15 protein-coding genes are annotated in these 13778 nt (G+C 68.8%); 8 read left to right on the forward strand and 7 right to left on the reverse strand.

Annotated features, from left to right (window positions below; all coding sequences use genetic code 11):
- Positions 1-12: 12 nt before the first annotated feature.
- Positions 13-738: a Coq4 family protein gene (locus AC07UK_RS23375; RefSeq protein ID WP_494686320.1), complete on the forward strand. Its 726-nt coding sequence runs from the start codon at positions 13-15 to the stop codon at positions 736-738.
- A gap of 71 nt (positions 739-809) precedes the next feature.
- On the opposite strand, the gene AC07UK_RS23380 is transcribed toward AC07UK_RS23375, so the two are convergent.
- Together AC07UK_RS23380 and AC07UK_RS23385 are read right to left on the reverse strand one after the other, a co-directional pair.
- Positions 810-1397: a malonic semialdehyde reductase gene (locus tag AC07UK_RS23380; protein ID WP_436221193.1), complete on the reverse strand. Its 588-nt coding sequence runs from the start codon at positions 1395-1397 to the stop codon at positions 810-812.
- 88 nt (positions 1398-1485) lie between these two features.
- Positions 1486-2424 (reverse strand): DMT family transporter, encoded by a 939-nt coding sequence (locus AC07UK_RS23385; RefSeq protein WP_494686321.1) that lies wholly within the window; start codon positions 2422-2424, stop codon positions 1486-1488.
- A gap of 103 nt (positions 2425-2527) precedes the next feature.
- Here AC07UK_RS23385 and AC07UK_RS23390 point away from each other — a divergent pair, with 103 nt between their 5' ends.
- Both AC07UK_RS23390 and AC07UK_RS23395 read left to right on the forward strand, forming a co-directional pair.
- The gene (locus AC07UK_RS23390; RefSeq protein ID WP_010809044.1) at positions 2528-2959 is read left to right on the forward strand and encodes a DUF1841 family protein; all 432 of its coding nucleotides are present in this window, start codon (positions 2528-2530) and stop codon (positions 2957-2959) included.
- 133 nt (positions 2960-3092) lie between these two features.
- On the forward strand, positions 3093-4409 hold the full coding sequence (locus AC07UK_RS23395) for a phospholipase A (protein ID WP_494686322.1): 1317 nt from the start codon (positions 3093-3095) through the stop codon (positions 4407-4409).
- Positions 4410-4440: 31 nt separating this feature from the next.
- Here the strand turns inward: AC07UK_RS23395 and AC07UK_RS23400 are convergent, their stop codons facing one another.
- Both AC07UK_RS23400 and grpE read right to left on the reverse strand, forming a co-directional pair.
- The gene (locus AC07UK_RS23400) at positions 4441-4872 is read right to left on the reverse strand and encodes a thioredoxin family protein (protein WP_494686323.1); all 432 of its coding nucleotides are present in this window, start codon (positions 4870-4872) and stop codon (positions 4441-4443) included.
- Between the two features lie 88 nt (positions 4873-4960).
- Complete coding sequence (gene grpE, locus AC07UK_RS23405) at positions 4961-5521, reverse strand: nucleotide exchange factor GrpE (RefSeq protein ID WP_436221190.1); 561 nt, start codon at positions 5519-5521, stop codon at positions 4961-4963.
- A 275-nt stretch (positions 5522-5796) separates the two neighbouring features.
- Here grpE and AC07UK_RS23410 point away from each other — a divergent pair, with 275 nt between their 5' ends.
- Positions 5797-5970 (forward strand): hypothetical protein, encoded by a 174-nt coding sequence (locus AC07UK_RS23410; protein WP_010809048.1) that lies wholly within the window; start codon positions 5797-5799, stop codon positions 5968-5970.
- A gap of 67 nt (positions 5971-6037) precedes the next feature.
- Here AC07UK_RS23410 and AC07UK_RS23415 read toward each other — a convergent pair whose 3' ends face one another.
- The 3 genes from AC07UK_RS23415 to hrcA form a co-directional block, all read right to left on the reverse strand.
- Positions 6038-6433 carry an RNA-binding S4 domain-containing protein gene (locus AC07UK_RS23415; RefSeq protein ID WP_494686324.1) on the reverse strand — a complete coding sequence of 132 codons (396 nt, stop codon included), beginning with the start codon at positions 6431-6433 and terminating at the stop codon, positions 6038-6040.
- On the reverse strand, positions 6430-7545 hold the full coding sequence (hemH, locus tag AC07UK_RS23420) for a ferrochelatase (protein WP_494686325.1): 1116 nt from the start codon (positions 7543-7545) through the stop codon (positions 6430-6432). The genes AC07UK_RS23415 and hemH overlap by 4 nt, the downstream gene beginning before the upstream one ends.
- 106 nt (positions 7546-7651) lie before the next feature.
- Positions 7652-8686 (reverse strand): heat-inducible transcriptional repressor HrcA, encoded by a 1035-nt coding sequence (hrcA, locus tag AC07UK_RS23425; RefSeq protein ID WP_013956091.1) that lies wholly within the window; start codon positions 8684-8686, stop codon positions 7652-7654.
- A 102-nt stretch (positions 8687-8788) separates the two neighbouring features.
- Between hrcA and AC07UK_RS23430 the strand changes: the two genes are divergently transcribed.
- The 4 genes from AC07UK_RS23430 (at position 8789) to mprA (ending at position 13763) form a co-directional block, all read left to right on the forward strand.
- Positions 8789-9706 (forward strand): NAD kinase, encoded by a 918-nt coding sequence (locus tag AC07UK_RS23430; RefSeq protein WP_013956090.1) that lies wholly within the window; start codon positions 8789-8791, stop codon positions 9704-9706.
- Positions 9707-9772: 66 nt separating this feature from the next.
- Entirely contained in the window at positions 9773-11527 is a 1755-nt protein-coding gene (recN, locus tag AC07UK_RS23435; protein WP_494686326.1) for a DNA repair protein RecN, read from the forward strand.
- Between the two features lie 49 nt (positions 11528-11576).
- Entirely contained in the window at positions 11577-12026 is a 450-nt protein-coding gene (locus AC07UK_RS23440) for a hypothetical protein (protein ID WP_011614896.1), read from the forward strand.
- Positions 12027-12134: 108 nt separating this feature from the next.
- Positions 12135-13763 carry an MprA protease, GlyGly-CTERM protein-sorting domain-containing form gene (gene mprA, locus AC07UK_RS23445; RefSeq protein ID WP_494686327.1) on the forward strand — a complete coding sequence of 543 codons (1629 nt, stop codon included), beginning with the start codon at positions 12135-12137 and terminating at the stop codon, positions 13761-13763.
- Positions 13764-13778: the final 15 nt, after the last annotated feature.

Raw genomic sequence — 13778 nt, forward strand, 5'->3', positions numbered from 1 at the left:
GGAGCCCCGCCCATGGCTACCACCACCGGTTCCAACCCCTACAAGCAGGATGTCTTCACCGCGTTCCAGGCCGTTCGCAAGCTGATGGCGAATGGCAACGACACGGAGCAGGTGTTCCGCATCATGCGCGCGCTCAACGGGCCGTCCATGCCGCGCAACTTCAACCGCCTGCTGAGCACGCCCGACGGGCGGCGCATGGTCTACCAGCACATCGAGCTGGCGGAGCGTCTGTCCGATCCCGCCTACGTGGCCAGGTTCGCACCGGGCACGGTGGGCGCGGCTTATCGCGCGTTCCTGGAACAGACTGGCTACAGCGCTGACGGGCTGGCCAAGGTCTCGAACCTGGACCAGGAACCGGTGGTCGAGGACGCCTACATGTGGTTCGGCCGGCGTACCCGCGACATCCACGACATCTGGCATGTGCTCACCGGCTACCGGGCCGATGAAACCCTTGGCGAAGCCGCACTGGTGGCATTCAGCTACGCGCAGACCGGCGGCAAGGGCTGGGCCTTCATCGCCATCGCGGCGTCGCTGAAGAGCCTGCGCGTGAGCGGCAGCCTGGCCTTTGCGCGGGCCGTGCTGGAGGGCTACCGGCTGGGCCGGCGCGCCCGATGGCTGTTGGGCGAGGACTACGAGAAACTGCTGCACGAACCCATCGACGCGGCCCGCGCGCGGCTTGGCATTGCCGAACCCCAGCGCTACCTGGCCTGCAATCCCGTGCAGGAATGGACGGCCTGAAGCCAGACAAAAAAAGCGACCACGGCGGGTCGCTTTTTTTTTTGTTCTGGCACCGTTGGTGCGCAGCGCGTTCAGACGATGCGGCAGGCTTCGTCGAACGACAGGCGCGGGCCGCGCGGGAACAGCTTGTCGGCCTCACCGTAGCCCAGGTTGCACAGGAAGTTGACCTGCCACTTGCCGTCGGGGAAGAAGGCCGCGTTGACCTTGTCGGCATCGAAGCCGCCCATCGGGCCGCAGTCCAGGCCCAGCGCGCGCGCCGCCAGGATGAAGTAGCCGCCTTGCAGCGAGCTGTTCATCAGCGCGTCGCGGGCGATCTTCTCGTCGTTGCCGGCATACCAGGAACGGGCGTCGGCATGCGGGAACAGCTTGGGCAGCTGGTCGTGGAAGGCGGTGTCGAAGGCGATGATGGCCGTCACCGGCGCCGAACGGGTCTTGTCGACGTTGCCGGCCGACACGCAGTCCACCAGGCGCGCCTTCTCGGCAGCGCTCTTGACGAACACGATGCGCGCCGGGCTGCTGTTGGCAGCGGTCGGGCCGAACTTCATCGCATCATAGATCTGGTGCAGCACGGCGTCGTCCACGTGGCGGTCCTGCCACACGTTGTGCGTGCGGGCTTCGGTGAACAGCTGCGCCAGCGCGGCGTTGTCGATCTGGGACATGCGCTTCTTTCCTGTACGAGATTTAAGAGAAGGAGCGATTGTACCCAACGCTTTGTGCGCTCCACGACAGCGCCTTTGAGCAACCCGTTCAATTCCCTTGCATATCGGCGCGGGCCGGCGCCGGCGCACTGCCCCGGCGGGTCAGCCACAGCACGCCGGCCAGGATCAGCCCGCCGCCAACTGCCTGCGCCGCGCCGATATGCTCGCCCAGCAGCAGCGCCGCCAGCAGCACCGTGACCACCGGCTCCAGCGTCGACAGCATCGACGCCTGCGCCGCGCCCAGCCGCTGCAGGCCGGCGAAGAAGGTCAGGATCGCCAGCACCGTCGACAGCAGCGCGATGGCCGCCAGCGCCAGCCAGCCGCCGGCAGTGGCCGGGAACTGCGGCGGCGCGCCCGCCCCCATCCGCAGCAGGCCGACGGCACCGTAGACCAGCGCCGCCGCGGTGCAGATCACCGTGGTGGTGGCGATCGGGTTGACGCCGGCGGTCACGCGCGCGCCGACGATGATATAGACCGAATAGATCACCGCCGCCGCCAGCCCCAGCGCGATCCCCAGCGGCGAGCCCTCGCCGCCGCCGACGGTCAGGCCGGCGCCCACCGAACACAACACCAGCGCGATCACCGCGGCAGTGGTCAGCCGCTCCTTCAGGAAGACCGCCGCCAGGATCGTCACGAACAGCGGATACAGGTACAGCAGCAGCGCCACCAGGCTGGCCTGCGCATGGTTGAGCGCGCTGAAGAAGCAGAACGACTGGCCGACATAGCCGATGCCTCCCATCGCCGCCAGCGCCAGCACGCGGCGCCACGGCGGCAAGGCGATGCCGCGCGTGCGCATCACCCAGGCCAATGCCGCGGCCGCCAGCACGAAGCGCACCAGCAGCAGCCCGTAGACATCCGCGCCGGCCGCGTAGGCAAAGCGCGCGAAGATCGCCATGGCGCCAAAGGCGCTCGCCGACAGCGCGATCAGCAGCACGCCGGCCAGCTTGTCGCGGGCGTGGTCCGGGGCGGTTTGGGCGGAAGCGGTCATCGGGCGGGCGGGAAGTCGGCGATCCCGCATTCTACTTTGGCGCCGCTTGCAACAAGCGGGGCCGCCAGCGCGGGCCGCGACCCTCGTTTACAATGTCGCCACCATGTTTAATCCCTCCCGAGAAGAAGTCCGCCGGTTCTTCTGCGATGCCTGGCAGAAGCAGCTCACAGGCGGCGTGCTGACCCCGCTGGAAGCCATCGCCGTCGACTGGATCGGCGAGCACCCCGAGTACCACGGCCTGCTGCGCGACACCGAAGGTGCGCTGTCGCAGGACTACACTCCCGAGCAAGGCCAGACCAACCCCTTCCTGCACCTGTCGATGCACCTGTCGATCTCCGAGCAGGTTTCGGTCGACCAGCCGCGCGGCATCCGCCAGGCCTACGAGGCACTGGCGCGCCGGCTGGACTCTCCGCACGAAGCGCAGCACCAGGTGATGGAATGCCTGGGCGAAATGCTGTGGCAGGCACAACGCACCGGCCAGCCGCCCGACGGCGACCACTACGTCGATTGCGTGAAGCGCCGCGCCAACCGCTAAGTCCGGTACGCCTCACGCATCAAGTGCAGCGTACAATTCGTCACAACCCTCCGATGGGTGCGTGGTAGGCTTTGCGGGTCTGCATTTTCCCTAGCCGCGTTGCCGTCACATGGCGGCGCGGTGCCCGCAAGCCATGCCCCGTATTGCCCTCCCCTGCCGGCGCCGGCTCGCGCCCGCCGGCCGCGCCGTTGCCCCGCTCTGCCTGTCGCTGATGCTGGCCTGGCCGCTGGCCGGCCACGCCGGGGTGGCGCTGCTGCAGCCGCCGCGCGTGATCGACGGCAACCAGCCGCTGACGCTGACGCTGGTGGTCAGCGCCGACGACGCCACGCGCCGCTACCGTATTCCCGACACGCTCGAAGTGACCGCCTCGGGCGACCTGCAGGCGCCGGTGCGGCTGGTGCTGTGGCGCGAAGTCTCGGGCCCGGCCGTGGTCAACCTGCGCCGCGGCGAGCACCGCGCGATCCGCTACACGGTGGCGCTGCCCCCGGCTCTGCGCGGCCAGGTGCGGCTGGATGCCACCGGCATCGACGCCGCGCCAGTACTGGTGACGCTGAACCGCCAGCCGCGGCCCGGTGAACCCGCCACCGCAGCGCCGCCGGTTGCCAGCAAGGCGCCGGCAGCGAACGGCACCGAGCCGGCCACCGACGCCGCAGAGCCGGCGACCGCTACCGCAGCCGTGCCGGTCTCCCCGGTCACCACGGCGGGCGCCGCCGCACCCGCGCCAGCCGACCTGCGCGACAGCGCCCGGCTGTCGTTCCATGACCCGATGTATTTCATGGTCGGCGCGCATGGCGGCGCCAACGCCAAGTTCCAGCTGAGCTTCAAGTACCGCCTGTTTCAGGGCGAGGACCCGGCGTCGAAGCGCCTGTTCGACAACCTGTACGTGGGCTACACGCAGTTTTCGCTGTGGGACCTGTCCGAGCAGTCCAAGCCGTTCCGCGACACCAACTACCGGCCCAGCCTGTTCTATTACCTGTCGGATACCGGCGTGCGCAACAACGTCATCAGCCGGCTGTCGCTGGCGGCCGGCCTGGAGCATGAATCCAATGGCCGCAGCGGCGACGAATCGCGCAGCATCAATACGGTCTTCGTCAAGCCGACCTTCTACTTCGGCGACCAGAACGACTGGCACTGGCGCGTCGCGCCCAAGCTCTATGCCTATGTGGAAAAGGGCGACAACCCCGACATCGCCCACTACCGCGGCTTCATGGACCTGGGCATTGCCTATGGGCGCCCGGACTCATGGGAGTTCTCCGCCACGCTGCGCAAGGGCACGCGCAAGTGGTACGGCAGCGTCGACGCCCAGCTGACCTACCCGATGGCGCGGCTGATCCCCGGCACCGCGGGCTACCTGATGGCGGGCTACTTCGTCGGCTATGGCGAGAGCCTGCTGGACTACAACCACAAGCTGCCGTGGCAGTTCCGCATCGGCTACGCGCTGTCCCGCTGAACCCGCTGAACCCGCTGAACGGCCAGACCGCTCAGCCGGCCAGCGGCTTGCCGCTGGCCTTGAGCCGCGCATTGGCCACCGCGCCGGCAAACTGGCCGTGGCCATGCCAGCCGGTGGCGCGGCCCAGCTTCTTGCCGTTCTGGAAGAACATGAACACCGGGATGCCATGCAGGCCAAAGCGCCGGCCCAGCCCGGGATGCGCGTAGACGTTGGCGTGCAGCCAGTGCAGTGCCAGCGCTCGGACCGGTTCGGGGTTGGCCAGCATGGCCTTCTTGGCCATCTCGCAGTTGAAGCAGTCCTCCCCCCAGAAGAACACGCACACCAGCGCATCGCCGGCCCCGGCTATGGCGGCGTCGATGCTGCCGTCATCGACCTCGCGCATGCCGAATGCCTCGAAGGCGCGGTGGTCGGGGTGGGGGGCTGGGGACGGCTGCGCCGAGCCGGCGCCTGGTTCAGTGGTCATGCTCGCTCCAGAATGACAAACGCCCGGGCCAGCCGGCACCGGGCGTCAGGTCGCAATCGAGGACGGCACGCCGCCGTCCCGGGCCGCCTTACTTCGGTGCCGCCACCGTCACCAGCGCCGGCCGCAGCACGCGCTCGGCAATGGTGTAGCCGCGCTGGAGCACGGTCACCACGGTATTGGGTTCCTGGTCCGCCGGCACCATCGAGATGGCCTGGTGGCGATGCGGGTCGAATTTCTCGCCCACCGGGTTGAGTTCAACGATCTTGCCGCGCTCAAAGGCGGCCGCCAGCTGGCGCGCGGTCAGCTCGACGCCTTCGCGCAGCTTGGCGATATCGCCCGAGCCGTCGGCCAGCGCGGCCTGCAGGCTGTCCATCACCGGCAGCAGGTTGTCGGCGAAGTTCTCGATGGCGAACTTGTGCGCCTTGGCGACATCGTCCTGCGCCCGGCGGCGGATGTTCTCGCCTTCGGCAACGGCGCGCATATACAGGTCGTAATGCTCGCGCGCCTTGGCTTCCAGGGCGGCCAGCTGGGCCGCCACGTCATCCACGGCAGCGGCTTCCGGCGCACCGGTTTCCTGGCTGGCGTTGGCCGCCTCTTCGCCCGCGGGCGTAGGCGTCTGGGTGGTTGGCGTCTGCTTCTGTTCTTCCATGTCGATCCGTATCAATGCATTGTCGCGGCCCGCCGTGGGCCTGGCCGCGGGTGGTAAATCGGCGCGTGTTCCGTGCAGGTGGTGGCAAGGCGCAGGTTTTCAAGAGTGGCGCTGGCGTGACGCGGAAACACACGGTTACAAAGGCCACCCATATGCAATCGACGCCTTATTGCTTTGCTGCATCGCACTCACTAAGATTCTTAGTAAGAAAAATGACAAAAATGTCGGGGGTCCTGGAGATGGTTCACCTTTGTGCCTCTTCCGTAAGGTTGGCCATGCATAAGCTGCCAGTCGTGACGCTCTGCCTTGTGGCCGCCTTGGCGGTCATGACCGTCTTTATCTGCCTTTCCGGCGCATTCACCCCGCGCGATACGGAGTATGGCAGCGGCAAGGCTGTGTTCAAGCACTACATCGTCCCTATCGTCAGTCAGGAAGTCACGCAGGAATAAGCGCCACCTGACCCTGTGCCCACTGCGCGGCGGCGCCGGAGCTTCCCGGTGCCGCCGCGTTGTCATTTCAGCTCTTCAGGTGGTCGATGCGGCGCCGGTCCCGCTTGGTCGGACGCCCCTGGATCTGCGCGGACGGCTCCGGCTGCAGGCGCCGGCGTTCGGCATCGGCCAGCCGGCGGGACTGGCTTTCGGCACTTTCCTCGTACAGCGTCTGCGCCACCGGCGCCGGCCCGCGCGCCGGGGCGATGCCCTTCACCACCAGTTCCCAGCGCTGCTGGTGCGCTTCCAGCACCACCATGTCGCCGGGCTTCACCTCGCGCGAGTTCTTGCATGGCTGGCCGTTGACGGTCACCTTGCCGCGCTCCACCGCTTCGGCCGCCAGCGAGCGCGTCTTGAAGAAGCGCGCGCACCACAGCCATTTGTCGATGCGCTGGCGCGCATCCGGCTCAAAGTCGACGTTCATGCCGCCGCTCCCCGGGTCTGGGCGCGCGTGCGCCGTGCTTCCAGTTCGTGCGGATGCGGCGTGGCCAGCGGCCAGCCCTGCAGATGCTGCAGCGCGATCTCGGCCATGGCCGCGACCCACGGATCGGCATCATTCAGGCACGGGATGAAGTGGAAATCCTTGCCGCCCGCGACCTTGAACTCGGTCTGCCCTTCCATGGCGATTTCCTCCAGGGTCTCGATGCAGTCGGCCGGAAAGCCCGGGCAGAAGACGTCGACCCGGCCCGCGCCGACCTTGCCCAGCTCGGCCAGCGTCGGCGCGGTGTACGGCTGCAGCCATTCCGCCTTGCCAAAACGAGACTGGAACGTCACCTGATACTGACCCGCCTGCAGGCCCAGCGCCTCGCCCAGCAGCCGGCCGGTCTTCAGGCATTCGCAGTGATAGGGATCGCCCAGTTCCAGCGTGCGCCGCGGCACGCCGTGGAACGACAGGATCAGCTTGTCGCCGCGGGCAAAGTCCGGCATGCCGTGCCGCGCCCAATAGGCGCCGACCTGCTGTTGCAGCGCCGCGATATAGGCCGGGTGGTCATGGAAATGCTTGACCAGCCGCAGCTCGGGCTGGTTGCGCCACTGGCCCAGCACCCGGAACACCTCGTCGAAGGCCGTTGCCGTGGTGGTGCCCGAGTACTGCGGATACATCGGCAGCACCAGCACCTGCTCGCAGCCCTGCCGGCGCAGCGCCTCCAGCACCGAGGCGATCGACGGGTTGCCGTAGCGCATTGCGCACGCGACCGTCACTTCATAGCCGTGCTGGTTCAGCAGCCGCTGCAGCGCATGGGCCTGGCGCTCGCTGTAGACCAGCAGCGGCGAGCCCGTCATATGGGCCTCGCGCAGCCAGATCGATTCGTACTTCAGCGCCGAGGCGCGCGAACGCAGCGGCAGGATCACCCCATGCAGCAGCGGCAGCCAGGCCGCGCGCGGGATCTCGACCACGCGCGGGTCGGACAGGAATTCCTTCAGGTAGCGCCCCACCGCCTTGGGCGTGGGTGCGTCCGGGGTGCCCAGGTTGACCAGCAGGATCGCCGTGCGCGGCGCGTGGCCGTGCTGGTAGGCCGGTTCGGGAGAAAACGTCATGTCGCTTCCGGGTTGGCACGGTGCCGGGATGGCGCCGGTGCGGCGCACCGGCGATTGCCGCGCTCGGTAGGAATGGAGCCGCTTGTCAGACCAGCCAGTCTTTGCACTAGTTCTGGCTCAGGGCGCTGGACAGCAAGCGCGCGGTGATGTCGACGATGGGAATCACGCGCTCGTACGCCATGCGCGTGGGGCCGATCACGCCGAGCGTGCCGACGATCTGGCCGTCAACCTCATACGGGGCGGTGATGACCGCCATGTCTTCGATCGGCACCAGCCGGCTTTCGCCGCCGATAAAGATCTGCACGCCCTGCGCATGACTGGACACGTCCAGCAGCTGCAGCAGGCTGGTCTTGTGCTCGAACACGTCGAAGAGGCGCCGCAGCTTGTCCATGCTGGAGGCCAGGTCTTCCACTTCCAGCAGCTTGCGCTCGCCGCTGATAAAGACGTGGTCGTCGTCCTCGTCCTCGGCGACGCTGCCGGCCTCGACCGCGGCCTGCATCAGCTGCGACATGTCGCGGCGCAGGTCCTGCAGTTCCACCCGCAGGTGGCCGCGCACCGTGTCGAAGCTCATGCCGGCATAGTGCGAGTTGAAGAAGTTGGCCGCCTCGATCAGCTGGGCCGGCGTGTATGACAGCTCGGTCTGGATGATGCGGTTCTGCACGTCGCCCTCGGGGCTGACGATGATCAGCAGGATGCGCTTGTCCGACAGCCGCATGAATTCGATCTGCCGGAACGCCTGCGCGCGGCGCGGCGTCATCACCACGCCGGCGAAGTGCGACAGGTTGGACAGCGTGCGCGCCGCCGCCGTGATCATGCGCTGCGGCCCCAGCTGCTGGCCGCCGAGCTGGTCCTGGATCTGGCCGGTCAGCTCGGCCAGGTCGGCGTTGCGCTCCAGCGGCTTGGCCGTCAGCATCGAATCGACGAACAGCCGGTAGCCGCGCGGGGTCGGGATACGGCCCGCGGAGGTGTGCGGGCTGGCAATAAAGCCCATTTCCTCCAGATCGGACATCACATTGCGAATCGTCGCAGGCGACAGGTCCAGCCCCGAGTACTTCGACAGGGTGCGGGAACCGACCGGCTGCCCTTCGGCAATATAGCGCTCGATCAGAGTCTTGAGCAGCGTTTTGGAGCGTTCATCCATGATGCCCCGATTTTACGCAAGTTTTGGACCTTCTGGCGGGCGGCCTGGGCCGCCCGCCCGCGCCTGCTGACAACCGTCATGGCGGTATGGTCTAATCCACGCATGTCCGCCCCCCCGAAAGCCAGCGCCGTGCGCACTTCGTTCAAGACCGTCGCCCTGGTGGGCCGGTACTCCACTGCCGGCATCGAAGGGCCGCTGGAGGAGATCGCCTCTTATATCCTGCGCAACGGGCAGGACGTGGTGTTCGAGCGCGAAACCGCGCTGGCCACCGGGCTGACCGGCTACCCTGCCCTGTCCGCCGAGGAGATCGGCCGGCAGGCCGACGTGGCCGTGGTGCTGGGCGGCGACGGCACGCTGCTGGGCATCGCCCGCCAGCTCGCCGGCTATGACGTGCCATTGATCGGCGTCAACCACGGGCGGCTGGGCTTCATGACCGACATCGCGCTGGAAGACGCGCACACCGTGCTGCCCGACATGCTCGACGGCCGGTATGAGGCCGAGACCCGCCTGCTGCTGGAATCGCGCGTGGTGCGCGACGACATGGACATCTTCTCCGCGCTGGCCCTGAACGACGTGGTGGTGAACCGCTCGGGCATCTCCGGCATGGTCGAGCTGGCGGTGTCGGTGGACGGCCACTTCATGTACAACCAGCGCTCGGACGGCCTGATCGTGTCGACCACCACCGGGTCCACCGCCTACGCGCTGTCCGCCGGCGGACCGATCCTGCACCCGACGCTTTCGGGTGTGGTGCTGGTGCCGATCGCCCCGCACGCGCTGTCCAACCGCCCGATCGTGCTGCCGCACGACGCCGAGGTCACCATCGAGGTGGCCAGCGCGCGCGACGCCAGCGTCAACTTCGACATGCAGTCGCTGACCTCGCTGCTGCCGGGCGACCGCATCGTGGTGCGGCGCTCCGAAAAGTCCATCAACCTGCTGCACCCGGTCGGCTACAACTACTACGCCACGCTGCGCAAGAAGCTGCACTGGCACGAGTATCCTTCCGAAGACAATCGCCTCTGAGCCAGTATCAAGCCGCCCCTTGAGCCTGATCCCGAACCCATCGGACCGACTACCTTCCACGCCACGATGCTGCGCAGCCTGTCCATCCGCGATTTCGTCATCGTCGATACGCTCGACCTGGATTTCACCACTGGCTTCACCGTCTTCACCGGCGAGACCGGCGCCGGCAAATCCATCCTGATCGATGCCCTGGCGCTGGTGCTGGGCGAACGCGCCGATGCCGGCGTGGTGCGCGAAGGCGCCCCGCGCGCCGGCGTCAGCGCCACCTTCTCGACCCACCCGGCACTGGATGCCTGGCTGGCCGAGCGCGAGCTCAACGGCGAAGCGGAAGACGGCGTGCATACCGTGCTGCTGCGCCGCACGGTCGATGCCGGCGGCCGCAGCAAGGCCTTTATCAACGGCGCCGCCGCCACCCTGGCGCAGCTGCGCGAAGTCGGCGACCAGCTGGTCGACATCCACGGCCAGCACGCGCACCAGCTGCTGCTGCGCCCCGACGCGCAGCGGCTGCTGTTCGACGCCCACGCCGGCCTCACCCAGCAGGCCGGCGCGGTGGCCGAGGCCTGGCGCGCCTGGCGTGCCTGCGTGCGCCAGCGCGAGGCGGTGGAACACCAGTCGCGCGAGATGCAGCTCGAACGCGAACGGCTGGAATGGCAGGTCGGCGAGCTGGACAAGCTCAACCCGCAGCCGGGCGAATGGGAAGAGATCCAGTCCGAGTACAACCGGCTGTCGCATGCCGCCGGCCTGATCGACGGCAGCCGCGCCGCGCTCGACGCATTGTCCGAGGCCGACGGCTCGGTGCTGTCGGCGCTGAATACCATCGTGCACAAGCTGCAGCAGCTTGCCGATGTCGATCCCGCGCTGCGCGACGTGCTGGCCGCGCTCGAGCCTGCGCAGATGCAGGCCGAGGAAGCCGCGCACTCGCTCACGCGCTATGTCGACCGGCTCGAACTCGATCCCGAGCGGCTGCAGGCCGTGGACGAACGCATGCAGGCGCTGCACGCCACCGCGCGCAAGTACCGCCTGCCGCCCGAGCAGCTGCCCGACGAGCTGGTGGCCCGCCGCCAGCAGCTGGACGACCTGCAGGCCGCGCAGGACCTGAACAAGGTGATGGCGCGGGAGGCCGCGGCCAAGGCCGCCTACCTGACCCTGGCGCAGCATCTCAGCCACGCCCGCAAGCAGGCCGCGCAGGCGTTGTCCGCCGCGGTCACCGACGCCATGCAGGGGCTGTCGATGGCCGGCGGCAGCTTTGTCGCCGCGCTCAATGCGCTCGACGAAGGCCAGAGCCATGGACTGGAGCAGGTCGAATTCCTGGTCGCCGGCCATGCCGGCGTGAGCCCGCGGCCACTGGCCCGGGTGGCCTCGGGCGGCGAACTGGCGCGCATCAGCCTGGCGATCTCGGTGATCACCAGCGAAGCCTCGCCCACGCCCACGCTGATCTTCGACGAGGTCGATACCGGCATCGGCGGCGCGGTGGCCGAAGTGGTCGGCCGGCGCCTGCAGGAGCTCGGCCGCGCGCGCCAGGTGCTGTGCGTGACGCACCTGCCGCAAGTGGCGGCGCAGGCCAGCACCCATCTGCTGGTCAGCAAGGAAACCACCGATGCGGGCGACGGTTCGGTCACGCGCTCGCGCATCCGGGTGCTGGACCCCGCCGGGCGCGTGGTCGAGACCGCTCGCATGCTGGGCGGCGCCACCGTCACCGCCACCACGCTGCAACATGCGGAAGAAATGCTGGCGCAAGGCATGGCCGGCGGCCAGGGCAGCCAGCCTGCACGCGGCGCGGGCGGCAAGGATGGCCGGCGCAGCCGCCGCGCCGCCGGCTGAAAGCCGCCCCCGCACGTGCGCCAATCCATACACTGACAGGAGCTTCACCATGACCCGCCAAGCGCAAGCCGGCCTCCGGCAACGCCCGCGCGCATCGCTGCGCGCCGTGCTGGCCATCGCCACCGCCGCATCGGCCGCACTGCTGGCGCTGTCCGCCTGCCAGGCCCAGCCCAAGTCCTCGGCCCCGCCGCCGGGCAGCATCAGCGATGACCGTTCCCTGGGCGACATCATGGTGCGCTTCAAGCCGCCCGCGGTAAACCTGTCGGAGGATGCCGGCAAGCTGCTGGCCGGGATCAAGGGCCCGATCCGCTACGTGGTCAAGCGCCCGATGTCCGGCGGCGTCTGGCTGGTCACCGCGATCTCGCCGTCGGCGGACGCCACCATCGACCAGGCCGTCGAGACCCTGCGCGCCACGCCCCGCATCGAGACCGCCGAGCCCGACCGCGTGCTCAAGCCCAACCGCAACATTCCCACCAGCCGCGACATGCCGCAGAGCTGAGCCCGGATGCAGGACAGGACTTAAGCCTTCGGTTGCCCTTGCGCAACCACGCTGGATCGTATTCGCTACATAACAAGCCCCTCGCGCGCTACGCCCCAGGAGGAATACATGCCGCAACCCGCGCAGTCCGACTTCCGTAGCAGCCCCTTGACCCGCCGCTGGCGGGCCATCGTCTTCGCCGCCGCTGTGTGCGGCGCGATGCCGGCCAGCGCGGCACTGGCTGCCGGCGTCCATGCCGCACCCGCCTACACTGGCCAGATCATCGTGCGCTGGCGTGACGGCGCCAATGGCACCGCCAGCGATGGCAGCAGCAAGACGCCCGCAGCCGCCGCGGATGCGCTCAAGCAGCTGAGCGAGCGCACCGGCATTGCCGTCACGGCGCGCCGCGCCATGGGCGGCAACCTGCACCTGCTGCAGGTGCCCGACGCACTGGCAGCCGACCCGGAAGCCGCGGCGGCCCGGCTGCGCCAGGATCCGCGCATCGCCGATGCCGTGCCCGACCGCTGGCTCAAGCTGCACGACACCCTGCCCAACGATCCCGAATTCATCTCGCGCCAGCCTTACCTGATGGGTACCGGCACGGCGGTGGGCGGCGTCAACCTGCCGCGCGCGTGGGACCGCAGCCGCGGCAGCAGCGGCGTGGTGATCGCGGTGGTGGACACCGGCATCCTGCCGCACCCGGACCTGGCGGCGCGCGTGTTGCCGGGCTACGACTTCATCAGCAGCAGCACCATTTCCAATGACGGCGATGGCCGCGACGCCGATGCCACTGATGCCGGCGACAATGTCCCGGCCAACTTCACCTGCCCGGGCAGTTCAACGCCCACGCAGACGGCGACCAACAACAGCTGGCATGGCACGCGCGTGGCGAGCGTGCTGGGCGCGCAGACCAACAACGCGCAGGACATCGCGGGCGTCGACTGGAACGCGCGCATCCTGCCCGTGCGCGTCTCGGGCCGCTGCGGCGCGCTGCTGTCCGATACCGTCGACGCCATGCGCTGGGCCGGCGGCTTGTCGGTACCCAACGTGCCGGCCAATGCGACGCCGGCGCGCGTGGTCAATATCAGCCTCGGCGGCGGCACCTGCAGCAGCATCGAGCAACAGGCCGTCAACGACCTGAACGCGCGCGGCGTGGTGGTGGTGGCCGCCGCCGGCAATGAGCGCGGCGCGGTGGAAGCGCCGGGCGACTGCAGCGGCGTGATCGCGGTCACGGCGCATGCCAACGACGGCGAGAATGCCAGCTATGCCAACGTCGGCCCGCAGGTCGCGATCAGCGCGCCGGGCGGCGGTTGCGGCAACTCGCAGATAGTCAATGGGCAGTGCACGACCACGCCTTCGGTCATCCGCACCTTGAACAACGATGGCAAGACCAGCGTTGGTGCCTATGTCGTGACGTCATCCGCGGGCACCAGCTTCGCCGCGCCGATGGTCTCGGGCGTGGTGGCCATGATGTTCGCGGTCAATGGCTCGCTGACCCCGGCCCAGGTCACCGCGGCGCTGAAGGCTTCGGCACGCCCGCATCCGTCCGGCACCTATTGCACCACCAATCCGGGCGTCTGCGGCGCCGGCCTGCTCGATGCCGACGGCGCACTGGCGGCCGCCGCGGGCACGCCACCGGCGCAGGCTGCGCCGGCACCGGGCAATGGTGGTGGCGGCGGCGGCGCCATTGCGCCCTGGACCGCGATACTGCTGGCGCTGTCCGGCCTGCTGGCCTTCGCGCTGCGGCGTCGCCTGTAACCCCGGCGCCCGGCC

The sequence above is a fragment of the Cupriavidus sp. GW821-FHT07C08 genome, from assembly GCF_059419025.1.

Bases quoted from the DNA above. Each gene is read 5' to 3' on its own strand.
- AC07UK_RS23375 (WP_494686320.1), top strand. From the start codon at position 13: ATGGCTACCACCACCGGTTCCAACCCCTACAAGCAGGATGTCTTCACC.
- AC07UK_RS23380 (WP_436221193.1), bottom strand. From the start codon at position 1,397: ATGTCCCAGATCGACAACGCCGCGCTGGCGCAGCTGTTCACCGAAGCC.
- AC07UK_RS23385 (WP_494686321.1), bottom strand. From the start codon at position 2,424: ATGACCGCTTCCGCCCAAACCGCCCCGGACCACGCCCGCGACAAGCTG.
- AC07UK_RS23390 (WP_010809044.1), top strand. From the start codon at position 2,528: ATGTTTAATCCCTCCCGAGAAGAAGTCCGCCGGTTCTTCTGCGATGCC.
- AC07UK_RS23395 (WP_494686322.1), top strand. From the start codon at position 3,093: ATGCCCCGTATTGCCCTCCCCTGCCGGCGCCGGCTCGCGCCCGCCGGC.
- AC07UK_RS23400 (WP_494686323.1), bottom strand. From the start codon at position 4,872: ATGACCACTGAACCAGGCGCCGGCTCGGCGCAGCCGTCCCCAGCCCCC.
- grpE (WP_436221190.1), bottom strand. From the start codon at position 5,521: ATGGAAGAACAGAAGCAGACGCCAACCACCCAGACGCCTACGCCCGCG.
- AC07UK_RS23410 (WP_010809048.1), top strand. From the start codon at position 5,797: ATGCATAAGCTGCCAGTCGTGACGCTCTGCCTTGTGGCCGCCTTGGCG.
- AC07UK_RS23415 (WP_494686324.1), bottom strand. From the start codon at position 6,433: ATGAACGTCGACTTTGAGCCGGATGCGCGCCAGCGCATCGACAAATGG.
- hemH (WP_494686325.1), bottom strand. From the start codon at position 7,545: ATGACGTTTTCTCCCGAACCGGCCTACCAGCACGGCCACGCGCCGCGC.
- hrcA (WP_013956091.1), bottom strand. From the start codon at position 8,686: ATGGATGAACGCTCCAAAACGCTGCTCAAGACTCTGATCGAGCGCTAT.
- AC07UK_RS23430 (WP_013956090.1), top strand. From the start codon at position 8,789: ATGTCCGCCCCCCCGAAAGCCAGCGCCGTGCGCACTTCGTTCAAGACC.
- recN (WP_494686326.1), top strand. From the start codon at position 9,773: ATGCTGCGCAGCCTGTCCATCCGCGATTTCGTCATCGTCGATACGCTC.
- AC07UK_RS23440 (WP_011614896.1), top strand. From the start codon at position 11,577: ATGACCCGCCAAGCGCAAGCCGGCCTCCGGCAACGCCCGCGCGCATCG.
- mprA (WP_494686327.1), top strand. From the start codon at position 12,135: ATGCCGCAACCCGCGCAGTCCGACTTCCGTAGCAGCCCCTTGACCCGC.